The sequence below is a fragment of the Vibrio sp. Of7-15 genome (genome assembly GCF_022347565.1).
GTDB lineage: Bacteria > Pseudomonadota > Gammaproteobacteria > Enterobacterales > Vibrionaceae > NORP241.
The window spans coordinates 30,057-54,423 of sequence record NZ_JAKRGH010000004.1; the positions used below are offsets into that span (position 1 = coordinate 30,057).

Here is a 24,367-nt window from a genome sequence, read left to right on the forward strand (position 1 = left end):
AAAAATACTTTCTAGCGGCTCTCTGCGAGATCAATATTCTTCATATCAAACTCACTCACTGTATCGGGAAACTCATTACGGATAGCAACAAAACGATCAATATTATCAAGCATTAAACGAGTAAGATCAGGATCAAATTGAAAACCACATTCCCTATTATATAAATCAATAACCTTTTCGATAGGCCAAGCTTTTTTATAGCAACGCTCACTCAATAACGCATCAAACACATCAGCAATAGCGGTGATTCGAGCAAAAAGATGGATCTCTTCTCCAGCTTTACCGCTCGGGTAACCCGTTCCATCCCATCGCTCATGATGTTGAAGTGCCACTTGGGCGGCGTAGTGCATGATTTCCCCCTGCCCGCTGACTAATAGCTTATAACCAGCCGTGGTGTGTTGTTGCATCACGCCCCATTCAGCAGCTGTCAGCTTACCCGGTTTATCTAAGATAGCTTCAGGCACTGCAATTTTCCCCACATCATGCATGGGGCTGATCACCTCAATTAAATCGCATTGCTGTTTATCTAACCCTGCAAGCTCCCCTAACAACGCAGAAAGCTTGGCCACACGCTTCACATGATTCCCTGTTTCCCCTGACCGAGTCTCTATGGCTTCACCTAGCATGTGAATCATTTCTTTTTGCACACTCAACGTGTGGGTTTGTAACTCGACAATATGTTGATTCTTTTCATTCAATTCTCGTTTACGACGCAGCGAGTTTTGCTGTAACAAAATAATGGCAATTAAAAGACTGATGATACAACCAGCAATAAATAGAATGAGTGCATTGCTCTCAATAAAGGAAGTCGGCTTATTTATGAACTTAGAGTTGACTGGTAAAAGCTCGTCGCTAATGTGAAATTTATCCAAAACAGCATAATCAAAAACATACCCTTTCAAATGTTCTGAATCATATAAGCCATCAAAGGTATTCCCTAGCAACAACCCTAAGGAGACTATCGACTGATAACCTAAGCCATGTGATTTATTCACATAACCGCCTAATACGCCACTACCAAGATAATGCTGCCAAAATACAAATATTGGCGCGTTACTGTTCGCTGAAAGGACTTTGGCTGTTTCGTTGTAGTGATGAAACACCCCATCACTGAGTTCGGTATTATAATGGGTCAGTAATACTGCATCGTTTGGATCCACATGGGACAGGAATTCTGCTGTCTCTGTCAATGAAATGTTATTGATCACTTCTACCGATATGGAGGGGTACTCACTGATATATTTAAAAAACTCCTCTTTAATGAAGGTAGAGGTGTAACTTTCATCAATTAAAAAGTACAATGTTTTCAGGTTAGGCTTAAGAATCTTAATCAGCTCTATATTCTCTTTGATATTGTCTTTTTCATAGTGAACTTTTACAGGCCCAGTGAAACTACTAAGTTCCGCTTGCTCATTGTTAATACCAACAGCCACAACTGGAATCGAGCCAAATATTTGTTCTGAATACCGATTTAAAAAATCAAAAGCATAATCGTCGGATACGATGATGCCGTCTAATCGTTTATTTTTATACTTTTCTTTTAAATACGCCACCAGCTCATTTTCATAACGCTGAGTACTGATTCGTTTCGTATCCATATACTCAATGGAAAACTCTAACGATTGCTTCGCGTCTTTTACAGCATCTTCAATACCGCGTTGAATATCCGCAGTCCACTGGTAAGAAGGGCTGTATGAATGAAGTATAAGTACTTGAGTAGGTTGAGACTCAGCCAAAGCCAAACGTGAGCATATCAGCCCAGTGAGCAGTATTACTCCTAAAACCAATTTCTTATGAATGTAAATACTACTCATTACTAAAGCCTAAAATTAACTAGTGGATTGATGACTATAAATACGAAACCATATGTTCAAAACAAAAGAGACACAGTGAAAGCACAATACTTTCAGTATGCCTCTTACATGAACGGAACGTCATCCCATTATCGACTAATTTTTATAATACTTTAGACTTTTTCGCTACGCAGCCTGAAACCCTAAATCGTTCAGCCATGCCTTATCAGTATCTAACGCCATCGTGCCGATATGGGTCACACTTGTATATTGTGCTTGATGTGTTTTAATCGCATCATGCACAAAGCTCTTTTTGAGTTCATAATTTTCGTTATCCACCAGAGCAATATCGAAGACTGTCGCAAGTTCATCAGTGACATTATGTATTAACGCACATGCGATTGGAGCAACACCATCCAAACCAATATACAAAGTGTATTCTTCTTCTAAGATAAGCTGAGTCAAGAACTCCAATACATCTTCCCTGTCTTCTTCCCATAAAGAAGCAAGCACAACAGCAAAACGAATCGTTAAACGATGGAAATCAACTTTAGCAATGGTGCCAGTAAAAGAAGGTAAAGTAGTAAGAGAAGAAGCAGGAGCAATAAGAGAGGATGTATAAGATTGTTGACGTGAAAGGTAGCTATCTCGCCCTCTCAAACTTTCTGGGGTAGGAAAAGCCACATCAACCTGACTTGCTAACCACTGGTTTTTCTTTACAAACGCTTGTTCTATCGAAGACTTCATAACAACTCAAACAAATATGACTAGAAGTTCAACCATAACAGAATTTTACTTTCTTTACAGGGGATTATTTTCAATAACGCTGATAACCTTAGATCCCACTAAGTGCCGTGCTTACGGAAACTAGTTTCCTCCAACAGCTTTTTCATTTGCAAATATATTTGTTCCCCTTTTAAAAGTATCTAATACACTCATCAGCTTTTTCTTATCAAGCGGTTTGTATAAAACTGTCTCCACACCTAACTCTAAAAAGTTTTGTGTCGCTATAGGATCAGTGTCTGCTGTACAACCGATAATTCTAATATCAGAAGATATACTTTGTTTGATAATTTTTGTTGCTTCAATACCTGTCATTTCCGGCATGTGGTTATCCATAAAGATGGCGTAGTACGAATTCCGCTTAGCAAAGCTCACGGCCTCTTCACCATTTTTAGCTAAATCCAATTCTGTAAACCCAAAGGACTGTAACATCTTCGTCAGCACCATAGCGTTAACTCGATTATCTTCAACAATCAAAATCTTGCTATCTACACTTCTGGTTCCCTCTGTAACCACGCGTTCTGACGGTATTTGAATTGTTACTTTAGTCTTCTCTTGAGTAGTCCGTTCGAGGGCCACAGCACCCGACAGTTTAGAAACCACTTTGGAGGCAAGCTGGTAGCCTGCAGCAACACCAACAGCCACATCAAGATTATCTGCCAATGAAGAGGTATTCGTTACCAACATATGTTGATAGCTCTTTCCTTTATCGGTCACTTCTACTTCAAATTGCAATATATCACGACCTTGAAGAGCCAAGGATTTAACTACCAGAGAGACACTTCCCTTATCAACATGCGAAGTCGCATTAAGGGCGAAGAAATAATAAATATGATAAATAAGATTTCTATCGCCATGATAAAGTCCCTCCTCCTCTAATTCGTTCTCATAAAGGCACTCAATGCTACTGCACCTTGTAAGTTGACTTATATCATCGGAAACTGATGCGAAAATTTTATTAACATCAACCTTCTCTGAGCAAATATCTAAAGCCTCAGCATCAATATTCGATAACGTAATCATATTTTGAATTATCGAATGAGTAATTTCTCCTGCACGGTGAATTTGAGTAGCGTGCTCCACCACCTCCTGACGGGTTGTTGTTTCTTTTACTTTTTGTGACGTAGCAATAATGCGATTAATTGGTGTACTTAGCTCATGAGTCATGAGTGTCATAAACCGTGATTTATTGTCTGTTGCTTGCACAGCCGTAGACGCCCGTTCCGCCAATTTTTCTTCCAGCTGTTTTCGGTGAGTAATGTCCCGCTCCACTGCCACAAAACGCACCAGCTCCCCTTGCTCAAATACGGGGTTAATAGACAAATCGATCCAATAAGGAGTACCATTTTTATGATAATTGAGGAGTTCCAACTCTATAGGCTGCGCTTCTTTGATTGCTTCTGATAAACGCTTTATATCTTCAAGATCCGTCCCCTTTCCCTGCAATACATCACCCGGCTTTTTTCCTTTCACTTCATCTAAAGAGTAACCTGAAATGTCAGTAAACCCTTTGTTGACCCAGTTTGTGAACCCTTTTTCATCAGTGATAACAATAGCATCACTCGCATATTCAGCAACTTCCCCTAAGGTAGAACGAAACTCAGAAAGCTTTAAATCCGACTCTAAAGACATCACTTTTTTCGTACGATCTAACAAAAAAATCGAGACCACGGTAACTGCCCATATAGCACAAATAGTCAGGGCCCGGTTAACCGTTACGCTCCATAACTCCCCGCCAATAGGTGATGCGTAATAACCCACTAGAGTCAATACAGTACAAATGCTCGCCCAGATAATAGGCGTCGTTGACTTTTTCGAAACCTGCGCAGCTAAGATGACAAACACATAAAGAATCCCCGCAGCAACACCTAATTGAGTCATTATGTCTACCACTAAGACAAGGCTTGCAATAACGGCGAGAATAAAATGCTCTTTGATTGCCTCACTGGCTTTTACATCATCCATAAATACCTCCACGCATGTCTTTAATTAACTGCTCTTGCAAACGATAGATTTGGTGACTATTTACCAACATTCTATTCAGTAGTTTTTGAAGATCCTCGGCATCAGGAAGCTGATCTCCCCTAGTAACCTTTTCAGCCTGTTTAGAAAGAACCACCATTTCTTTCATACTGAATTCAAGTGCAATACTATTAATGCCAAGTAAGGCACTTCGCAGCCCTGCCGTATTAGATAATGAATAAGCACTAAGAAGAAGATCTGCTTTTTCATTGAGCTCAATATTTAATGAGTCCAATAGCTCTAACTTCTCTTGTCTATTTAAGTGATGGGCCGTAAGTAGTGGGCTATGAGTGACTTCTTCTTCTGTCATTGAAAGCTGGTGGATAGGATATCGCACTAAGGAAACAACTTTATTACCCGGTAGTTGATTAGAGCTTAATGCTGAAGGTTTGAAAATTTCGTTTTGAAACTGCTTTAGCGCTTGTTCTAAACTGTTCTTTTGCAACGGCTTGGTTAAGATAAAATGTGCACCAGCTTCAAGAAGATCATCGTGCGCTTCTTTAAAAACATCCGCAGTATAAGCAAAAATGACGGTAGATAACTTAAGATCATGTCGAATACGTTTTATGGTTTCCACACCACTCAAATTGGGCATATGGTTATCCATAATAATCAGATCAAAAGGGGTCTCCTTTACTATTTCCAATGCTTTATGACCGTCCTCAGCTAAGGTTGTAGTATGTCCACATGATTGAAGAAAACGCTGAGCAACCAAAGCATTCACTTTGTTATCTTCAACTAAAAGAATATTAATAGGGTGAGATAACTCTGTTCTAGAAACAGACGAAAGTACTTTTGACGATGTGGTAACTTTCGCCTCTTCTAACCTAAGAGGTAAAGTTAACGTGAACTGTGTACCTACCCCTAATTGGCTAAAGACGGAGATCTCTCCATTCATAAGGTCTATAATTTGTTTCACAATAGAGAGACCAAGCCCTGTTCCACCATATTTTCGAGTTGTTGAAAGCTCAGCCTGCTCAAATGGCGTAAAAATCCCAACTAACTTATTTCGAGCAATCCCTATTCCAGTGTCTGTTACCGTAATTTTAATTCCAGAGTCTGAAGAGCTTAAGATCTCAAAACGTACCTTCACATCCCCTTCATTCGTAAACTTGATGGCATTCCCGGCAAGATTAAACAAAATTTGCCTAATACGGGATGAATCCCCAGTCAATCGAAGGTGATGAGGAATGTTATTTTCTATTTCAAACTGAATGTTTTTATTATTGGCTAAAGGGGCTAGTGACTGCTCTAACGGCAATATAATGTCGGCAAGTTCAAAAGGGGTATTTTCCAAAACCATCTTCCCCTGCTCAACTTTCGAAAAATCTAAAATATCATTAAGCAACGTCACTAAATGCTCACCTGAGTGGATGATCATTTTTATATGCTCTTGAGTATGCACTTCCTTCGTTTCTTCTTGAGCGATCTGAGCCATACCTAACACACCGTTCATAGGAGTTCTTAATTCATGACTCATGGTGGCTAAAAATAAGGACTTGGCTTGATTTGCATGCTCTACACGCTCAATGGCTTGTTGAAAGGCCGCATTGTTACGGTTGAGCTCTTTTAGACGAGAGATATAGGTAAATGTAATAACTGAACAAACAACCAGTATAAAAGCCAACATCAGCTTGATCATCAAGCCTCTAACCTCAAAAGCAAGAGAGCCCATGATCTCTTCCGATTGCTCAACAAAAGCTAAGCTTTCGTGAGCAAGTAAAGCTTCGAAAAGGCGTTGCTTTTGCGCTTCTACCTTGTAAAAAGTACGGGTAGTAAGATCTAAATTGGCCAAATCCCCTTGAAAAAAAACAGGCCCCACATTGTTGACAAGTAAGCGCTTTTTCCCAACATCATTAGCTACATTCGAGATATTAACTTGCGCCGTCATAGATTTAATCAGTGAGTTCTTAAGAATAAGTATCCCAATAACGTGGTCCAACGTATCCGTTATTTTTTGTACCGAATCTGTAAAAATTTTGAGTTGCTCGTAGCTTTCTACCGTATATAAACCAAGAGTGTTGCGCTCCGCAAACTTCCTGATAATGGTCTGTGCCTCTTTTTCTATTTCAACTAATACCTGAGTAAGGTAGTAGGGATCTGATTGAGTATTAAGAGCATGTTGCGTTACTGAATCTTTTACTGTGATAACTTCATGGCCAACTTGGGTAACAAAGGAGCGATAACTAGAAAGACGTTGATACTCTACGTACAAAACAGCAACAAAACTCAGTAAAGCGACTGAAATCACAACAGAGACTGCATAAACCACTTTCGTTTTATTCATTTGCAAACTCCTCTAGAATCGCAGGAGGTTGTCCAGATAGGGATACAAGAAAAGACTTAATATCGTCAATGGTCTGGGGTGCAAGTGTCTTACCTAACTGACTTTCCCCCATGATCTTTATTGCTTCTTCGAGTGATTGAGTTTTCCCGTCATGAAAATAAGGGGCTGTTTTATCTACGTTCCTTAAACTTGCTACTCGAAATAAATACATATCTTCAAGTTTTGAGGTAAACAGATGTCTTCCAGTATCTTTTGAGCGTTCCTCTCCTCTTGCTCCATCACTAAAAACCCCAAATTGCATGACCATCCCACCGCCAATATTTATTCCTCGGTGGCAGCCAATACAACCCTCACCTTGAAAGCTTTCCCATCCACGCACTTGCTGTTCACTAAGGGCAGAATGATCACCTAAAAGATATTGATCAAATGGGGCATTAGGTGTGGTTAAACTACGAATAAATTCAATGAGAACCGTTTTAATAGTATCTTTTGTAATATCTAAGTTCGCCTCATTAAACAAAGTGCTATAACGATGAGAAGACGAAACATACTCTGTGACTACATTCCAGTTTGAATCCATCTCCAGCACATTATGAATTGGACCATCAATTTGCTCCCGTAAGCTATTAACTCTGGCATCCCAGAAAAAACGATAGTTAAAAGCACTGTTAAAAATCGTCAATGAATTACGGCTTCCTTTCCCTCCGACCCCCGTTGACACTTCTTTATGTTCAGCACCGTTAGTACTTAAACTATGGCAACTTTCGCAACTGATGCGTTTATTGGAAGAAAGGTTGGAATCTTTAAATAGCAACCAGCCAATTTTGGCTTGTTTCTTATCGACATTAACCTCATAGGGAATAGGTAATATTGCGGATTGATCGTCAATATCATAAATAGGCACAGACACCGTGCTCTCCGCCAGTAAGTCAAGCGAAGGCTGTGAGACGATCTGTTGAGCATCATTATGACTATGCTCAAGTAACTTTGACGAAGATACAGCCTCATATAAAAGTATTGCTAAAGAGGCTGTTACAATAAAGCCTCCCAAAATTAACCATGGCTTGTTATCCATAATTTGTATCCCATACTTTGATAGTCGAGTGCTACAAATTTCATTTCAATAAAATAAACTTAGGTGCATATGCAAAAGAGGTAAAGTCTAAGATATAAAGCGATAGTTAGAGATAAAGGAGTGAGACTTGCGGTAATTCAGTGGGCATTAGGGGGCGAAATAATCTACAAGTGAATATTCGTATTCAGGCAAGACTTTTTTTTATAAGTAAAACCAATGGTACTACCATTCATTTTTCGCTTTCATTATAGGTTTAATTTAGTAACATTTTTTTATTCTTGTTCGCTGTTTATTTACAATTAAATTGCTATACACTCTTGCATGTTATTTACCTAGCTTATTTGGAGAAAAAATGAAGGCGCTGTCTTTTTCACTGGCTTTTTTGTTATTTACCGGGAGTGTCTCTGCATCCGACAACCTTAATGTCACCATGAAAAAAATGCGAGTGGCTTTTAAACAAGCAGCTGAGGCACAAAGCATTGAAGAAATGAAAACACCGCTTGCTGAATTAGATGTTCTTATTCAGCACTCCAAACAAGGCCAGTATCCTGAAGAAAAGCGCGAACTTTACATGAGTGGTTTTAACAAACTATCCGCGGTAGTCGACATCGTTGAGTCAGAAGTAGAACAAGGCAATTTAGAACAAGCAAAAGAAGCACTGCGTGAAATTGATGAGTTAAGAGTCGAGTATCATAAAAAACGTAACCCAAGTATTTGGAGTCGTTTATTCAGCTAAGTTGAACAAAAAATAGAGAATAAAAAAGGCGAAATCACTTCGCCTTTTTTATTTCATTACCTATGAGTATTAAGTACTTGGCGCATACTGAATCGCCATTGCTTGCCAATGTCTACGTTGCTCTTTCACACGAGACTTCAGCTCTTGATACTGCTTTTGCAACTCAAATAAATCATACTGTTCAGCTAATGCTTTCTTCTTTACTTCTAGCATTTTTTTCTTAACAGCGTATAACTCCGTCATTTGAGCAATAAACGCATCGTACTCATCTTGTAAGTTTTGTTTTATCTGAGCGCAATTAGGGAGTGTCATTACATGATTGTTTGCTCGCTGAAGTAACATTTTGGCTTTTGCTTTTTCTATACGCTCTTCAGGGCAAACTCGTAACTTAGATGTTAAGCCTAACCACGCACAACTTTTAATCAACCATTTTGTTGGATCGTATTGCCACCATTGAATGCCATTACGGTAATCATTTTCGAAAATATGATGGTAATTATGGTAACCCTCACCGAATGTCAAAACCGCCAGTAAGCCATTGTCGCGCGCAGTATTTTTATCTGTGTATGGCTGACTGCCCCATATATGAGCCAAAGAGTTAATAAAGAAAGTCGTGTGGTGATTCAGCACTAAACGAAGCGCGCCTACAACCAATACCATACCAATAACATCGCCGTATATAACACCAAGTGCCACAGGCACACCTAAGTTCATCAACAACGCAAGTGGGACATAATATTTATGCTGCCACATAACGATCTTATCTTTTTGCAGATCACGACAGTTGCTGTAATCAGAATATACGGCAACATTGTAGTGACGCAGCATCCAACCTATGTGTGAGTACCAAAAGCCACGCTTCGCTGAATATGGGTCTTTATCATTATCATCAACATGACGATGATGCACTCGATGATCTGAAGACCAATGCAACGCACTGTTCTGCAAAGCAAATGCCCCACCTAATGCGAAAATAAATCGAAGAACAGGATGCGCTTCATAAGCCTTGTGGGACCATAAACGGTGATAGCCCGCGGTAATAGATAAGTTACAAAAACTAAAAGTTGCAAGTAACCACAACCAATGCTCGATTCCATAGCCTTCAAACCATCCATATAGAGGGACAGCGACTACAGCTAACAGCATACTGAAAGAAAAAATAAAGACGTTAAGCCAAATCAGTGGCGGTTTTTTTTGATCAGACATTCCATGACCTAAATTTCGGCGTACAAGTGTGCGCTAGGTTATCAGCGTACATGTGTTAGTCAAGTTTAAAAGCACATTGAATCGTGTCACTTTGTTTCAACAGGATTCGTTATAAGTTTAGTCTCTTTCTAAAAAACACTAAAATCACACTATCAACACTAAAAGATAACAAGCAGCGTATTAACCTTATTTTCCACCATTGTTTTTGATTTAGAGCAAATAAAAATAAGAAAAACCACCAAACAGTTTAATAAACAACCAGTAATTGATTTATCTAAAAATAGTAAAAATAGGACACTAGAACATAAACCACTGATAAATAATAAATATATTAAAACCATGCAGAATACAGCCGGAAAATGGAAACGATTGCCATCACCCTTTCAACAGATTTGGTAATCAATGGAGGTTTATTTTGATAAGACAGAACATAATGTGACTTACTTCTCAAGATTCTGAGTAAAGAGTCAATAAACTAAGCCCATAACATAACGACACCAAATCAACAGGTTTGGTTAATATAATTTAGTTTAGAAGAGAGACACCAATGACTGAGATCGCATTAGCCGTAGTATCAGGTCTTATTGTGGGCATTATTTTTTCAGCAGTTAAACTGCCGCTTCCAGCTCCTCCGGTATTACCGGGTATTATGGGTATCGTTGGTGTTTACCTTGGTGGTGTGGCTTACACCTCTATCATCGAAAAATTCTTTTCTTAATCTATAAATAATAATTTCAATATTGTTGGAGACATCTTATGGCTACCCCACACATTAACGCACAAGCTGGTGATTTCGCTGAAACAGTACTAATGCCAGGCGATCCACTACGCGCAAAATTCATTGCTGAAAACTTCCTAGAAGATGTTAAGCAAGTTTGTGATGTTCGCAACATGTTCGGTTACACAGGAACATACAAAGGTAAAAAAATCTCTGTAATGGGCCACGGCATGGGCATCCCATCTGCATGTATCTATGTACACGAACTGATCGCTGAGTACGGTGTTAAAAACGTAATCCGCGTTGGTAGTTGTGGTGCTGTTCACGATGACGTGAAACTAATGGATGTTGTAATCGGTATGGGTGCATCAACTGATTCTAAAGTTAACCGTATCCGTTTCAACGACCACGATTTCGCAGCGATTGCTGACTTCGGTCTTCTTGAGACTGCTGTTTCACAAGCGCGTGAACTAGAAGTACCAGTTAAAGTTGGTAACGTATTCTCTGCTGATCTTTTCTACAGCCCAGAGTCTGACCTTTTCGACAAAATGGAAAAACTAGGCATCCTAGGTGTTGATATGGAAGCGGCAGGCATCTACGGTGTTGCTGCGGATCTTGGTGCGAAAGCACTGACTATCCTAACGGTTTCAGATCACATCAAGCGCGGTGAAAAACTAAGCTCTGAAGATCGTCAAAAGTCATTCAATGACATGATGACAGTTGCACTTGAAACTGCAATCAAACTTTAATTTATTGATACTTAATATCTAAGGGGAGAAAGGGTGCCCACAGGGAAACTACCTCCAGCCGCAAAAGGGTTGCAACTCAACTTTTGTAAAACATTGGCGTGTGACAACTTTGGTCTGAGCGACGAACAGCGATATTTGCTGCAACGTACCAACCCTAAGCGTCCGGCATTGGTTTGTCGAGAGTGCGGTGCTTTTCCTCCCCTGCTCAATAATGAAGAGGTACTCGTTGAGTACTCTCGATTGAAGGCTGTTCAAAGCAGCGGCCTTCCTGCATGTAACCATCCAGAATGTGAGAACTTCGGTCTTCCTGTTCTTACTCACCGTTCCCATTACCATGCTTTCGGGTACAGCGGCGATCGCCAACGTTACCGATGCAAAGCGTGTGAAGGAACTTTTGTTGACCGCTGGTCAGGCTTTAATGGCAAAAACCAAGTTCAACAAAAGCTTCTTGCCATGTTATTTACAGGCTACGCCGTGCGAGATATCTGCCGTCGCCTGCACATGAATCCAAAAACCTTTTACGATCAACTGTCGCATATTGCGAGCCGTTGCCGTCGCCAAATGTCTATGTTTGATGCTCGTCTTCCGAAACAGCATTCATCCTTAACTTTGGCTTCAAATGTGACGCAGCTGCAACCTAACAGCCACAACGGTGTGTTATGGATATCAACAGGTGAAGCGAAAAGTGGTTACATTGTTAGCCAACACATTAATTACTCTGCATCAGAAACACCTTCTGGCCCGCTGGATCATGATCCATACGAAGAAAATTCAAGACTTCTGCCCGCCGATTATGTTGGAGAAGCACACAGTCAAGAGCCAACACCAGGGAATACACTAAGTCGAGTGGATGCAAAATACCGTGAAATCTTGGCTCGTGCCAATGTCGAAGATCCGCTTGGTAATGCTATAGAATTAAACTACCCGACAAAAGGTGCGATCATTCGTCCACCGTATGCATCATATGCTCATTACCTGCACTTACATGACTTTATTAATGAATGTGATGAACTAACCATCTATATGCCGCAAGAACCATTGCTTCGTTCTGCCTGTATGACCGTTTTTCTTGAAAGAATGAAGCAAAAGACCATCAACTTAATTTATGTTGTGGAAGACCCAGGCTGGCAACAAGAACAAGAAGCAGAGAAAGTCGATATTGTATTGGTTGGTTGGTGGCGCGATCGCTGGGCATTTACAAAAAATAATAATATTGGAAAAGGCGTGTGTCATTTAGGCAGTAGCACTGGTAATGAAGCTCACTGGTTAAAAGAGGCCAGCTTCCGCTCGGTCAGCCAATTCCAGCAACGATTTCATGATCAATTTTCACAACTGGTGAATGAACCACGGCGAAAATTAAGGCCTGCTGGTTTATTGCCGTTGCTAGATATTTATCGAGCATGGCATAACTTATGCCGTCAAAATCGCACAGGGCAAACACCAGCACAAGAGTTAGGGCTAACATCTTCTCCTCTTACTCTTCAACAACTACTTAGCTAACCGAATAAGCAAGCCTTAAACCGCTTGCTTATTTTTTCATACCTGCAATATCATAAATAAAACGAGATCTGAACAGATGTTCTTGCTGTGAACATTTGTACAAACTTGCAATACTCTCTACAATCACTCCGTCTAATTTGCAGGAGTACCTCATGCCTCAACTTCCATCCCCCTCTGCTGATAACCAGCTAGATGACAATGATACGCTGACAGAAATTGCGATTCTTTATTATCAAGAAGGGGCAACTCAAGAAGAGATTTCCAAAAAGTTTGGTATGTCTCGTGCAAAGATCGGTCGGATGTTACGCAAAGCCCGTGAAGAAGGGATTGTCGAAATTACAGTAAAATTTCACCCTGTTTATAGCGCTCAACTAGAACAAAGACTGGTGGAAACCTTCAATTTAAAGCGAGCTCTAATCGCATTAGATCAATCTGACTCTACAGAACAGCGCAAACAAGTTGCAACCTTAGTTTCAAGCTACCTTGATAGTAACCTACAAGACGACATGGCCGTTGCTGTGGGTCAAGGTCAAAACGTTGCAGCCGTTGCCGATCTTGCGGGTGTGGTGTCACACCGTAACGCCCGTTTTGTCTGTGCGATTGGAGGCACCCACCGTAGTGGAGATATCATCAACGCCGATCATATTTGCCGTCGTTTGGCTAAAAAATACGGCGGCAGTAGTGAGACTCTATACGCCCCTGCTTACGTAACCAGCCCAGAACTGCGTGAAGCTTTCATGTCTCACAGCACTATTACCGAAACCCTTAACCAAGCGAGAAAAGCAGAATTTGCTCTCGTAGGTATTGGTGATATGGATGAAAACAGTCACATGGTAAAACTAGGTTTTTTCAGCCCTAAAGAGTTCGTTGAGGCCCGTTTAAATGAAGGTATTGTTGGTGATATTGGTGGCTTCGACTTTTTTAAACTCGACGGCAGCCACGCCGATACCATGATGCGAGGCCGTGTTATCGGCTTAGAAATGGAAGACCTTCGCCAAATCCCAAATGTGGTTGCAATGGCCAGTGAGAGCCGCAAAGCCTTGTCTATTATGGGTGCACTTCGTACCGGAGTTATTGATGTTCTTGCCACCAGTGTAAGCTGTGCCATGGCACTATTAAACTTAGCGGAAGACACTTCAAAAAACGTGAAGTGATCCTCACTTATTTTAAAAACTAAATTTATGCTGCAAATGATTCTAATCTTTGTGGATTGGATCAGGCTGTCTGGCTATTAATAAGAAAGTATTTAATATTATAATGCCACCAGATGCAGTATAGATGTTAGGGTTTACCGTTGGATGTAACACGAAATAGTATTGACGATTTATTAAAAAAAACCTCTGAATTACTTGAAAAGCACAGTTCACAAGCACAGCAACAGGCTAAAGAGATTCTGCTTCAGTCAGAACTGATCCGCTACCACCTCGGTACAATTAAAGCGTCAATATTACTTTCTCGCACACACTGGCACCTAATGGAGTACGATGCAGGTTTAAAAGCCATAAAATCAGCCCATAAACTGCTTCAAAACCAAGAAAGCGATGATTTATTGCCCGAAGTACTGCATATCTACGCGTTGCAATACTGGGGTAAAGCGCGTCACTTCTCCGCTCAGCAATACTGGATCAATGCCTTAGAGCAAGCATCACTCACCGGTAACATACACATTGAACTGGAAGCATTAATAGGCCTTGGGAATATTTGGCGAATCACCGACGAATTGGAATTGGCGAAAAACACCCATAAATTGGCCGCCGATCGAGCAAGCAAGCTGGCTATCTACTCATTAGCAGGCAAAGCATCTATTCTGTTGGCCTGGGATAAGTACTTACTGGCTGATTATCTTGGCATGCTCAGTACACTCGATGTCGCCGATGCCATGCTCATTCATTGGGACGACCCAACTTGGCAAGCTGAAATTTATGATTTTAGAGGAGTGGCCTATTTAGGGCTGAACCGACTTGACGAAGCAGAAGCCTTTTCACAAAAAGCGTATGACATTGCCCTAGCCCACAATCAAACTTGGATGAAAGCACATTCGGCGATCAGCCAAGCTCGTGTTGCTCAAATGAAACAAAATTTTGTGAAAGCCACTGAGCTGCTTTCCTTAGCTGAAACGACAGCAAAAGCGTTTGATAAAGGCGAATTACTCTCTCAGATTAGCCTATTGCAATCAAAAATTGCTGAACAAACGCACGACTATGAACAAGCACTGATTCATTACAAACGCTTTAGGGCGTATGAAATCGACCTTCTTCAAGAACAAACCAGTGCATTAGGGCGAGATAAAACAAACAATTCTAAAAAGCGCCTAGATATGCGGGCCATAAAACTCATTAACCTTATTCGCTCCCAACTTGAAACAAGCACATCCAATGTTCTTCCCTACCTTGTGCCAGAAACAACATGGTGGGAATATTTATTAGCGAATAAAAGCCAAATACACAATAACGGTCATCATGTCTTACTGATTCAACATCCTGATCATGAGTTCTTAGAGCGAATGATCACTCTCTGTCATGGTCTTTGTGTGCAAGGTGACCAGTTGGCTAAACTTGATAGCACGATTCTCGCCATTCTTATTAAAGCGGATAACTACCAGGCTCAACAATTTTATAGAAACATTCAACAATTTCTAACCATGGCCTCATGGCTACGAACATCACATGATCCAACAAAAGCCAAAGTAGCCCAATTCAGTGTCTCTGCATTTCCTCTGACATTAGAACAACTTAATCAAAAACTTAATAACAACAAGAATGTAGCATGATTGAACAACTTCACAGCAAACTGCATAAAGCGGGTTATCAATTATCTGACTGTCAAGGAGAGGATGCGCTCAGGGCTTGGCAACATGCGTTAGCAGAGTTCGCTTCAACTCCTAAAGAGTCCTCCTATTGCATATTAATGTGTTCGGAGCATTTAGCAGAAATAGGTTTGTTGGATAACAGCATCGACCAACTGATACAAGCAATAAACCTGCTTAAATTGCCTGATGATCGTGAAGAATGGCTAACTCTATATTCGATGCTAAGCTACCGATATACCGATTACGGCCACTACCATGAAGCCCTTGATGCACTCAATGAACTCGCTACAATTTCAGCAGAATTTGGCGAATTAGAATTCTACATTCAAGCCATCATTGGTATCGGTAACCTATGTGGTATTTATGGTGATCACCAACGAGCATTGCGCTATTACAAAATGATAGATGGCTTAGAGGATCACTTAGCCAGCCATGTATTAAAGCTTCGCTATAAACTGTACAAAGTGGCTTGCTTGCTCACTTTAAAACAAAGTGAAAATGCGTTAGAGCTCCTTGAAGAGTGTAAGGATCTCAGCTCAGTTATCGACGACAAGGTACTTATTGGCCAAATTATTTTATATCACGCTAAAGCACTTCGTTTACAAGGACATGTCACCACTGCACTCAAAACCATTACTCAAGCTCAATACTCCATTAATAACCTGCATGCTTACTGGCTTTCCAACATAATGAAAATAGAAATTAGCTTATGCCTGACACAACTTGGTAAAGCTGAGTTTTCAGAAATTGTCGTCAATCATGCCATCAAAAGGGCCAGAGCGTATGGTAGTGACATATTAATCAAACAGTTACTCGAAGCCAAAAGTGATGCTTTGGCATGCTATGGTAACTACAAAGGCGCACTAGAATGTGAAAAAGAAGCACAAGCTATTTCCACGCTTTTGATAAAGCAAATTCCGATTAGTGAGCTTGGCGGTTACTGCATGAGAAAACTTACCAAGCTAGAGCTTCAGTTAAGATTGACCTTATCAGAGCAAGAAAATAAAGAACTAAAAGCCACAACGGCAACTCAGAAAGATACGGTAGCCAAACTGCAACAAGATGTATTCATGGATCCATTAACACAATTACAAAATCGCCGCTGGCTAGACATGCGCTTACAAGTCAACATAGATAGCCACACCCCATTCGCTTTGCTTGTGGTCGATGTAGATCACTTCAAATCCATCAATGACAAATTCTCTCACTTAACGGGGGATAAAGTACTTAAAACTCTCGGTAAAATCATGAATGAAGCTTTATTACCCGATCATCCCCCTACTCGTTTTGGTGGAGAAGAATTTGTGGTGATATTAGAAAACCATACCTTAGAGCATGCCCAAAAGATCGCAGAACAGCTACGAAGTAAAGTCGAGAAATTTAATTGGAGTCATATTCTTGGTGAAAGGAAAGTCACCATTAGCTTAGGGCTAACACTATATAAAGCGGATGAAGATACTCAAGACACATTCCATAGAGCCGACAATGCTCTCTATTCGGCCAAAGCCAGTGGAAGAAATCAGGTTCAGTATCAAATTTAATCACATTTCAAACTCATGTTGCTCGCACAGAAATTGACTTGTGCGAACTACTTTCTCAATTTTTCTTATCTACCTCCCCAAGCTAATCATTCGCTCAGCGAAATAACTATTGCTCATCGACTACCGAAACAAAAAGCAAACGTTTACTTCTTCCTATTTACAAAAACCTCGTAAAAAACTGAGATCCAGGGTCGAAATTGACGATTTTTAATTGACATTCGAACCAGAAAAATAAATGATTAACCCATCAATTGTTCAGCCCCATAACATTTGCTCACAAGCAAAGATTTAGAGGCAAAAACAAATATGCGTAACCGACTCTTGGTTGCCTAAACTAGATGTACCCTACATACATAAAGGTTGAAAGATGAGCACTAAACTTGAACAACTTCGCAAGCTAACTACTGTTGTAGCCGATACAGGTGATATTGAAGCAATCAGTAAGTACCAACCAGAAGATGCAACAACAAACCCATCTTTGATCCTAAAAGCAGCACAAATCGAAGAGTATGCTCCGCTAATCGAAGCCTCTATTGCTTACGCTAAAGAGCAAAGCAACGATAAAGCGCAACAAGTTCAAGACACTTGTGACATGCTAGCTGTTAACATCGGTAAAGAAATCCTAAACATTGTTCCTGGCCGTATCTCAACGGAAGTTGATGCTCGCCTTTCTTACGATACTGAAGGCAGCATCAAAAAAGCACGTCAACTTATCAAAATGTACAACGATGCAGGCATCTCTAACGATCGCATTCTTATCAAACTTGCATCAACTTGGGAAGGTATCCGTGCCGCTGAAGTACTAGAAAAAGAAGGCATCAACTGTAACCTAACGCTTCTTTTCTCTTTCGCTCAGGCTCGTGCATGTGCTGAAGCTGGTGTTTTCCTAATTTCTCCTTTTGTTGGTCGCATCATGGATTGGTACAAAGCAAAAGAAGGCCGTGATTTCGAAGCACAAGAAGATCCAGGCGTAGTTTCTGTAACAAACATCTACAACTATTACAAAGAGCACGGTTACAACACAGTAGTAATGGGCGCTAGCTTCCGTAATACGGGTGAAATCCTCGAGCTTGCTGGTTGTGATCGTCTAACTATCAGCCCACAGCTGCTTCAAGAATTAAGCGATGCTGAAGGTGAAGTGGTTCAAAAACTATCTGCTGACGTTGAAACAAAAGAACGTCCTGAGCTGATGGGCCACGCGGAATTCCTATGGGAACACAACCAAGATGCAATGGCTGTTGAGAAACTAGCTGAAGGTATCCGTAACTTCGCGGTAGACCAAGGCAAACTAGAAGCCATGATTGCAGAACGCCTGTAATCAGAATATAAGCATTCAGAGAGCGGCCTAATTAGCCGCTCTCTTCTTTTACAAATTATCTAAGCTTTGAACAATAAATTCGTAAAAGCGATAACAATAAACTTTGGTGAAGAATTATGGAACGTAAAGTTTTAGCAAATGCAATTCGTGCTCTAAGCATGGACGGAGTTCAACAAGCAAACTCTGGTCACCCAGGCGCACCTATGGGTATGGCTGACATTGCAGAAGTATTGTGGCGTGGTCACTTAAATCATAACCCTCAAAACCCAGAGTGGGCAGATCGCGACCGTTTTATTCTGTCTAACGGCCACGGTTCCATGCTGATCTACTCTTTGCTTCACCTTTCTGGTTATGAGCTATCCATTGAAGAGCTGAAAAATTTCCGTCAACTTCACTCTAAAACACCAGGCCACCCAGAGTACGGCTACGCACCAGGTGTTGAGACAACAACCGGTCCGCTAGGTCAAGGCATCACTAACGCTGTTGGTATGGCGATGGCTGAAAAATCTCTTGCTGCACAGTTCAACCGTGAAGGCCACGAGATTGTTGACCACAACACATACACTTTCCTAGGTGACGGCTGTCTAATGGAAGGTATCTCTCACGAAGCGTGTTCTCTTGCAGGTACTTTAGGCCTAGGCAAACTGATCGCATTCTGGGATGACAACGGTATCTCTATCGACGGTGAAGTTGAAGGTTGGTTCTCTGACGATACACCTAAGCGTTTCGAATCTTACGGCTGGCATGTAATTCCTGCTGTTGATGGCCACGATCCTGAAGCAATTAACGCAGCGATCGAAGCAGCGAAAGCAGAAACAGGTAAACCAACGCTGATCTGTTGTAAAACCATCATCGGTTTCGGTTCTCCGAACAAATCTGGCTCTCACGATTGTCACGGTGCCCCACTAGGCCACGATGAAATCGCTGCTGCACGTGAATTCCTAGGCTGGAACCACGGTCCATTCGAAATCCCAGCAGACGTATACGCTGAGTGGGACGCAAAAGAAGCAGGCGCAGCCAAAGAATCTGCATGGGATGAGAAATTTGCAGCGTACGCAGCAGCACACCCAGAGCTAGCGGCTGAGTTCAAGCGTCGTGTAAACGGTGATCTACCTGCTGAGTGGGAAGAAAAAGCAAACGCAATCATTGCGGATCTTCAAGCAAACCCAGCAAATATTGCTTCTCGTAAAGCATCTCAAAATGCACTAGAAGCGTTCGGTCAAATGCTACCTGAATTCATGGGCGGTTCGGCTGACTTAGCACCTTCTAACCTGACTATGTGGTCTGGTTCTAAATCACTAACGGCCGAAGACTTCTCTGGTAACTACATCCACTACGGTGTACGTGAATTTGGTATGACGGCTATCATGAACGGTATCGCTCTGCACGGTGGTTTCGTACCATACGGTGCAACATTCCTAATGTTCATGGAGTACGCTCGTAACGCAATGCGCATGGCTGCACTGATGAAAGTGCAAAACATCCAAGTGTACACGCACGACTCTATCGGTCTAGGCGAAGATGGCCCAACTCACCAACCGGTTGAGCAAACCTCTTCTCTACGTTTAACGCCAAACATGAGCACATGGCGTCCATGTGACCAAGTTGAATCAGCAGTAGCTTGGAAATTTGCGATTGAGCGTAAAGATGGCCCTACTTCACTGATCTTCTCTCGTCAGAACCTTGCACAGCAAGAGCGTAGTGCAGCACAAGTGGCTGACATTACAAAAGGTGGCTACATCTTAAAAGACAGCGATGGCAAACCAGAGCTGATCATCATTGCTACAGGCTCTGAAGTAGAACTAGCAGTAGCTGCTCACGCTGAACTAACTGCCGAAGGTAAGAAAGTACGTGTTGTTTCAATGCCAGCAACAGACGTATTTGACAAGCAAGATGCTGCTTACCGTGAATCTGTACTTCCATCTGATGTTACTGCACGTATTGCTGTTGAAGCAGGTATTGCAGACTACTGGTACAAGTATGTTGGTCTAAACGGTCGCGTTATAGGTATGACAACATTTGGTGAATCTGCTCCTGCAGGTGAACTGTTCAAGATGTTTGGTTTCACTACTGAAAACGTAGTAAACACAGCTAAAGAGCTGCTTGCTTAATCAAAGTAATTGACTACACCAAAAACTAAAAGCCGAGCCACTGTGCTCGGTTTTTTTATGCCTGATTTTTCATTTTAAATGAAAAAATAGAACAAGAAATCGGAAAGGATAATAAAATCAATAAAGTGGAAGAATATGGAAAGCGTAATAGTAATATTTAAAGCAAAAAAAAGCGGGCAATCTATGCCCGCACAACTAAGCCTAAAATTAGCACATCCATGTAGCTGAGAACCATTACGTGATAGAGAATAGCATCCCCTTTATAAGAAACACAAGCCTGTATGAACTAAAACTGTGATTCAAATCAAGTTAATTCACACTGAAAATAAAGTTTATTGCAAACAGGCAGAAATTAACAGCTAAAAATTTGAACAAATAGTGAGCTAAAATCGAAAAAGTAAGGTCTAATCATTAGAGTCTTTGCCTTTTTCGCTCGATATTTAGATCAAGGTAGAGTGTCGAAAAAAGAAATAAACTCTAGCTACCTGTTTGGTTTGTAAGAAAATTAACCTGTAGCCTTGAATAGAATACCCGCCTGTACTACATTGCGGATACTGACAATTATCGATAGTGATTCATACCATGCTGAAAACTAAAAAAGCTCTATATGCCCTAACTTTCGGATTACTATGCTCCCAGTCAGCGCTTGCTGACATCGTTGCAACACCTGATAACGAAGACATCTGTAAGCGCCAGTTTTCTGAAAAAATTTTTGAAAAACAAATTCAATTTAGCAGCTCTACCAACAGTAACCAGGTACGCCGCAGTGCTGAACGCGTTATAGATAACTCTAGAGAAGTACTTCAAGAATCAAACAGCTACTGTAAAGCTCTTGATTACATAGTAAATAAAGCCGAATTAGAAGCTGACTTTAAACGACCGAAGTCTGGTGAAACTATGTATAAAAATGAAGAGCCCAAGAAAGAAGAGCCTAAGAAAGAATAGCGATTTCCTCTGCAACATACTCTCATTAACTCCCCTTTTTATTCACTATAAGGGTCGTGATTTTACTGCCTAAATTCGCTAAAATTACGCACCTTGTCGCTGGCACTTTTTGTGCTGGAAAATAAATAAGTAATAATTGGTGCCTAATGAGAGTTTTGCGTACATCTGTTCACGCTGATGTTGAACCACTTAACGAAAAAACCATGTTTGATCGTAAAGCTGCCCGAGCCATTGTTCTAGATGGCAATAACATTCTGATGCTTTACACAAAAAGATACCATGATTACACCATTCCAGGTGGTGGCATCGATGACGGCGAAGACATCATTGAGGGTATGATCCGCGAACTGGAAGAAGAAACTGGCGCCAAAAACATACGTAATATTCAAGAATTTGGTATCTACGAAGAATACCGGCCTTGGTACAAACCTGATTTCGATGTAATGCACATGACTTCTTACTGCTATTTGTGTCAAATCGATTCTGAGCTGGGTGAAACCAACTATGAAGATTACGAAATAAAAAATGGCATGAAGCCAGTGTGGATCAACATTTATGATGCCATTGCTCATAACGAGCACACCATCGCAAACAGCGAAAAAAAAGGCATGTCCATTGAACGTGAGACTTTTTTACTCAAGCTGATTGCCAAAGAATTACTACAGAAAAAAGTAGCTTAATTCACAAATCGAAGAAGAAATAACATGTTTGATAAAGAGCAAATACTAAAACTAGCAACCATGAAAATACCATTTGGAAAATACAGTGGTCGGGTGCTTATTGATTTACCAGAAGAGTATTTGCTTTGGTTTGAACGAAAAGGTTTTCCAACTGGCGAATTAGGCACATTAATGGCATTGTGCCTAGCTCTAAAAATTGAAGGGCTTGACGAAGTGGTTAAGCCTTTAAAGCATAAGCAATAATATTAATACGGCACTTCAATATTTTCGATGACATAGTCAATAAACACCCGCACTTTTGAAGGTAAGTTTTGCCTTGATGCGTAATAGATCATAATCGGTGGCCCTTCTGCCGAATACTTCTCCAGTACTGGTACTAACGTCCCTTCATCGAAATACTTTTTGGCTAACCACGTACCAGCCATACTGATCCCCGCCCCTTGCACTGCCAACTCGCACAAAAGTTCAACACTAGAGACGGACACAACGGTATTAGCAGTTTCAAAAGTAATATTCTCCCCATTCGTATCCGTAAAGCGCCATGGGAACAATCTTCTCGATGTTGGCGAGCGATAATTAATACATTCAAACTGGCTTAACTCGCTAGGAGTTGCTGGCTGACCGTATTTATCAATAAACTCAGGAGACGCTATAGCAATTAAGCGCAGCGGACATAATTGGCGTGCCACAATACTGCTGTCAGGATCAATTCGGTTCCCTACCGCAACATCAATCCCCTCTTCGACCAAATCAACCACTCTATCTTCAAAACTCAAATCAAGCTCTACGTCTGGGTATAATTTGCGAAACCCTTTCACCAATGGAATGATGTATAAGCGCCCAAACCCGTAAGGCAAGCTAACCCGTAACTTCCCCTTAGGCTGATCAGCCAAACTTTGTGAGCAAGTAATTACATTTTCAAGCTGCTGAACAATCGGGTTCACTTTATGAAAAAAGCGTTCGCCATCGTCCGTTAGCGTTAGGGAATGAGTAGTACGGTGGAATAACCTTACCCCTAATTCTTTTTCTAATGATTTTATATTTTTACTGACAGCTGCTGGCGTCACACTAAGGTTACGTGCCGCTGCTGAAAAATTCAGGGCTTGTGCAGCATGTATAAATGCAGGTAAATATTTAGTCAGCTCAATATTCATAAAAAACCTGAAATAATATTCTTTATTCTCTCTATCTTACCTCACTCACTATTAACTTTCAGTTGAAACTGTTTATACCTAAGACCTACTACCAGTTTAAATACAAATAAGTAAACTGAGCCTAACAAAACAAACAGCCACTTCTATCACTGTGAAAAATAAGAAATAGGTGCATGATGAACGCTACAATTACCCAATTAATGAATCGCCGTTCTATCCGTAACTTCACGGAAGAAACAATCAATGAACAGCATTTAGAAACCATATTAAAAGCAGCTCAACAAGCACCTACGTCTATTAACGGCCAACAGATTTCCTTGGTTGTCACTCGTAATAAAGAAAAAATTGCAGCCATCGCCGATATTGCTGGCGGCCAACCGCAAGTCGCTTCTGCCGATGTATTTATTACTGTTGTGGTCGATTTTCACCGCCCTAAATCCGCACTAGAATCTATCGGTGCAGAACAAGTGATCCATCAATCTGCTGAAGGTATGATAGTAGGCGCGGTGGATGCTGGCATCATGCTCAATGCACTGCAAACAGCGGCAGAGTCTTTTGGCTACGGAACTACCGCAATAGGCGGTATACGCAATAATCCGCAAGCGTTAATCGAACTCTTAGAGTTACCAGCCAATACTTTCCCATTAGTTGGCACTACCATTGGGGTCATTGATAACACAATGCCTAGCGCAGTAAAACCTCGTGTGGCACTAGACACTTTTGCCATGAATGAGCGTTACGACGCAGATAAAGTGACTCAAGGTGCCCGTGAATACGATAAAGATCTACGCACATGGTGGGATAAAAATGGTCTAACAGACATGCCAAGCTATGCTGACTCAACTGCTCAGTACTACAGCAAAGTCTACTTCCCAACCATAGCTTCAACAATGAAAAAACAAGGTTTTGATTTTAAAGATAATTAAGAGCAATTGTTCTT

General features: G+C 41.0%; 20 protein-coding genes. 13 read left to right on the top strand and 7 right to left on the bottom strand.

Going from position 1 to position 24,367, the window contains the following annotated elements; genetic code table 11:
* Positions 1 to 11: 11 nt before the first annotated feature.
* The 5 genes from MHO82_RS06355 to MHO82_RS06375 all read right to left on the bottom strand — a co-directional run bounded on the left by MHO82_RS06355 (position 12) and on the right by MHO82_RS06375 (position 7,960).
* The gene (locus MHO82_RS06355) at positions 12 to 1,814 is read right to left on the bottom strand and encodes an HD domain-containing phosphohydrolase (protein ID WP_239183030.1); all 1,803 of its coding nucleotides are present in this window, start codon (positions 1,812 to 1,814) and stop codon (positions 12 to 14) included.
* A 165-nt stretch (positions 1,815 to 1,979) separates the two neighbouring features.
* Positions 1,980 to 2,540, bottom strand: coding sequence for a hypothetical protein (locus MHO82_RS06360; RefSeq protein ID WP_239183031.1), 561 nt, complete (start codon positions 2,538 to 2,540; stop codon positions 1,980 to 1,982).
* Between the two features lie 120 nt (positions 2,541 to 2,660).
* The gene (locus tag MHO82_RS06365) at positions 2,661 to 4,541 is read right to left on the bottom strand and encodes a response regulator (protein ID WP_239183032.1); all 1,881 of its coding nucleotides are present in this window, start codon (positions 4,539 to 4,541) and stop codon (positions 2,661 to 2,663) included.
* Positions 4,534 to 6,885 (bottom strand): ATP-binding protein, encoded by a 2,352-nt coding sequence (locus MHO82_RS06370; RefSeq protein ID WP_239183033.1) that lies wholly within the window; start codon positions 6,883 to 6,885, stop codon positions 4,534 to 4,536. The genes MHO82_RS06365 and MHO82_RS06370 overlap by 8 nt, the downstream gene beginning before the upstream one ends.
* The gene (locus MHO82_RS06375; RefSeq protein ID WP_239183034.1) at positions 6,878 to 7,960 is read right to left on the bottom strand and encodes a cytochrome c peroxidase; all 1,083 of its coding nucleotides are present in this window, start codon (positions 7,958 to 7,960) and stop codon (positions 6,878 to 6,880) included. Before MHO82_RS06375 ends, MHO82_RS06370 begins: the two co-directional genes overlap by 8 nt.
* A gap of 352 nt (positions 7,961 to 8,312) precedes the next feature.
* Between MHO82_RS06375 and MHO82_RS06380 the strand changes: the two genes are divergently transcribed.
* Positions 8,313 to 8,696, top strand: a complete 384-nt coding sequence (locus tag MHO82_RS06380; protein ID WP_239183035.1) for a cytochrome b562 — start codon at positions 8,313 to 8,315, stop codon at positions 8,694 to 8,696.
* 69 nt (positions 8,697 to 8,765) lie between these two features.
* Here the strand turns inward: MHO82_RS06380 and MHO82_RS06385 are convergent, their stop codons facing one another.
* Entirely contained in the window at positions 8,766 to 9,902 is a 1,137-nt protein-coding gene (locus MHO82_RS06385; RefSeq protein ID WP_239183036.1) for a fatty acid desaturase, read from the bottom strand.
* 547 nt (positions 9,903 to 10,449) lie between these two features.
* Here MHO82_RS06385 and MHO82_RS06390 point away from each other — a divergent pair.
* The 11 genes from MHO82_RS06390 (at position 10,450) to MHO82_RS06440 (ending at position 22,516) form a co-directional block, all read left to right on the top strand.
* The gene (locus tag MHO82_RS06390; RefSeq protein WP_239183037.1) at positions 10,450 to 10,620 is read left to right on the top strand and encodes a XapX domain-containing protein; all 171 of its coding nucleotides are present in this window, start codon (positions 10,450 to 10,452) and stop codon (positions 10,618 to 10,620) included.
* A gap of 38 nt (positions 10,621 to 10,658) precedes the next feature.
* Positions 10,659 to 11,369, top strand: a complete 711-nt coding sequence (gene deoD, locus MHO82_RS06395) for a purine-nucleoside phosphorylase (protein WP_239183038.1) — start codon at positions 10,659 to 10,661, stop codon at positions 11,367 to 11,369.
* Between the two features lie 33 nt (positions 11,370 to 11,402).
* A complete protein-coding gene (locus MHO82_RS06400) occupies positions 11,403 to 12,869 on the top strand; it encodes a lactate dehydrogenase (protein ID WP_239183039.1) in 1,467 nt (488 codons plus the stop codon).
* Positions 12,870 to 13,021: 152 nt separating this feature from the next.
* Complete coding sequence (locus MHO82_RS06405; RefSeq protein ID WP_239183040.1) at positions 13,022 to 14,023, top strand: sugar-binding transcriptional regulator; 1,002 nt, start codon at positions 13,022 to 13,024, stop codon at positions 14,021 to 14,023.
* Between the two features lie 140 nt (positions 14,024 to 14,163).
* Positions 14,164 to 15,639, top strand: a complete 1,476-nt coding sequence (locus MHO82_RS06410) for a hypothetical protein (RefSeq protein ID WP_239183041.1) — start codon at positions 14,164 to 14,166, stop codon at positions 15,637 to 15,639.
* Positions 15,636 to 17,219 carry a GGDEF domain-containing protein gene (locus MHO82_RS06415; RefSeq protein WP_239183042.1) on the top strand — a complete coding sequence of 528 codons (1,584 nt, stop codon included), beginning with the start codon at positions 15,636 to 15,638 and terminating at the stop codon, positions 17,217 to 17,219. Before MHO82_RS06410 ends, MHO82_RS06415 begins: the two co-directional genes overlap by 4 nt.
* Positions 17,220 to 17,586: 367 nt before the next feature.
* Positions 17,587 to 18,537: a transaldolase gene (gene tal, locus MHO82_RS06420; RefSeq protein WP_239183043.1), complete on the top strand. Its 951-nt coding sequence runs from the start codon at positions 17,587 to 17,589 to the stop codon at positions 18,535 to 18,537.
* A gap of 116 nt (positions 18,538 to 18,653) precedes the next feature.
* Positions 18,654 to 20,648 (top strand): transketolase, encoded by a 1,995-nt coding sequence (gene tkt, locus MHO82_RS06425; protein WP_239183044.1) that lies wholly within the window; start codon positions 18,654 to 18,656, stop codon positions 20,646 to 20,648.
* Positions 20,649 to 21,230: 582 nt separating this feature from the next.
* Positions 21,231 to 21,593 carry a hypothetical protein gene (locus MHO82_RS06430; RefSeq protein WP_239183045.1) on the top strand — a complete coding sequence of 121 codons (363 nt, stop codon included), beginning with the start codon at positions 21,231 to 21,233 and terminating at the stop codon, positions 21,591 to 21,593.
* Between the two features lie 146 nt (positions 21,594 to 21,739).
* On the top strand, positions 21,740 to 22,273 hold the full coding sequence (locus MHO82_RS06435) for an NUDIX hydrolase (RefSeq protein ID WP_239183046.1): 534 nt from the start codon (positions 21,740 to 21,742) through the stop codon (positions 22,271 to 22,273).
* Positions 22,274 to 22,297: 24 nt separating this feature from the next.
* Positions 22,298 to 22,516 carry a DUF3820 family protein gene (locus MHO82_RS06440; protein ID WP_239183047.1) on the top strand — a complete coding sequence of 73 codons (219 nt, stop codon included), beginning with the start codon at positions 22,298 to 22,300 and terminating at the stop codon, positions 22,514 to 22,516.
* 2 nt (positions 22,517 to 22,518) lie between these two features.
* Here MHO82_RS06440 and MHO82_RS06445 read toward each other — a convergent pair whose 3' ends face one another.
* Positions 22,519 to 23,427 carry a LysR family transcriptional regulator gene (locus MHO82_RS06445; RefSeq protein ID WP_239183048.1) on the bottom strand — a complete coding sequence of 303 codons (909 nt, stop codon included), beginning with the start codon at positions 23,425 to 23,427 and terminating at the stop codon, positions 22,519 to 22,521.
* 173 nt (positions 23,428 to 23,600) lie between these two features.
* On the opposite strand from MHO82_RS06445, the gene MHO82_RS06450 reads away from it, so the two are divergent.
* Positions 23,601 to 24,353 carry a nitroreductase family protein gene (locus MHO82_RS06450; protein WP_239183049.1) on the top strand — a complete coding sequence of 251 codons (753 nt, stop codon included), beginning with the start codon at positions 23,601 to 23,603 and terminating at the stop codon, positions 24,351 to 24,353.
* Positions 24,354 to 24,367 lie beyond the last annotated feature (14 nt).

Bases quoted from the DNA above. Each gene is read 5' to 3' on its own strand.
- MHO82_RS06405 (WP_239183040.1), top strand. From the start codon at position 13,022: ATGCCTCAACTTCCATCCCCCTCTGCTGATAACCAGCTAGATGACAAT.
- deoD (WP_239183038.1), top strand. From the start codon at position 10,659: ATGGCTACCCCACACATTAACGCACAAGCTGGTGATTTCGCTGAAACA.
- MHO82_RS06365 (WP_239183032.1), bottom strand. From the start codon at position 4,541: ATGGATGATGTAAAAGCCAGTGAGGCAATCAAAGAGCATTTTATTCTC.
- MHO82_RS06415 (WP_239183042.1), top strand. From the start codon at position 15,636: ATGATTGAACAACTTCACAGCAAACTGCATAAAGCGGGTTATCAATTA.
- MHO82_RS06430 (WP_239183045.1), top strand. From the start codon at position 21,231: ATGCTGAAAACTAAAAAAGCTCTATATGCCCTAACTTTCGGATTACTA.
- MHO82_RS06450 (WP_239183049.1), top strand. From the start codon at position 23,601: ATGATGAACGCTACAATTACCCAATTAATGAATCGCCGTTCTATCCGT.
- MHO82_RS06435 (WP_239183046.1), top strand. From the start codon at position 21,740: ATGAGAGTTTTGCGTACATCTGTTCACGCTGATGTTGAACCACTTAAC.
- MHO82_RS06370 (WP_239183033.1), bottom strand. From the start codon at position 6,885: ATGAATAAAACGAAAGTGGTTTATGCAGTCTCTGTTGTGATTTCAGTC.
- tkt (WP_239183044.1), top strand. From the start codon at position 18,654: ATGGAACGTAAAGTTTTAGCAAATGCAATTCGTGCTCTAAGCATGGAC.
- MHO82_RS06385 (WP_239183036.1), bottom strand. From the start codon at position 9,902: ATGTCTGATCAAAAAAAACCGCCACTGATTTGGCTTAACGTCTTTATT.
- MHO82_RS06390 (WP_239183037.1), top strand. From the start codon at position 10,450: ATGACTGAGATCGCATTAGCCGTAGTATCAGGTCTTATTGTGGGCATT.
- MHO82_RS06440 (WP_239183047.1), top strand. From the start codon at position 22,298: ATGTTTGATAAAGAGCAAATACTAAAACTAGCAACCATGAAAATACCA.
- MHO82_RS06380 (WP_239183035.1), top strand. From the start codon at position 8,313: ATGAAGGCGCTGTCTTTTTCACTGGCTTTTTTGTTATTTACCGGGAGT.
- MHO82_RS06375 (WP_239183034.1), bottom strand. From the start codon at position 7,960: ATGGATAACAAGCCATGGTTAATTTTGGGAGGCTTTATTGTAACAGCC.
- tal (WP_239183043.1), top strand. From the start codon at position 17,587: ATGAGCACTAAACTTGAACAACTTCGCAAGCTAACTACTGTTGTAGCC.
- MHO82_RS06355 (WP_239183030.1), bottom strand. From the start codon at position 1,814: ATGAGTAGTATTTACATTCATAAGAAATTGGTTTTAGGAGTAATACTG.
- MHO82_RS06445 (WP_239183048.1), bottom strand. From the start codon at position 23,427: ATGAATATTGAGCTGACTAAATATTTACCTGCATTTATACATGCTGCA.
- MHO82_RS06360 (WP_239183031.1), bottom strand. From the start codon at position 2,540: ATGAAGTCTTCGATAGAACAAGCGTTTGTAAAGAAAAACCAGTGGTTA.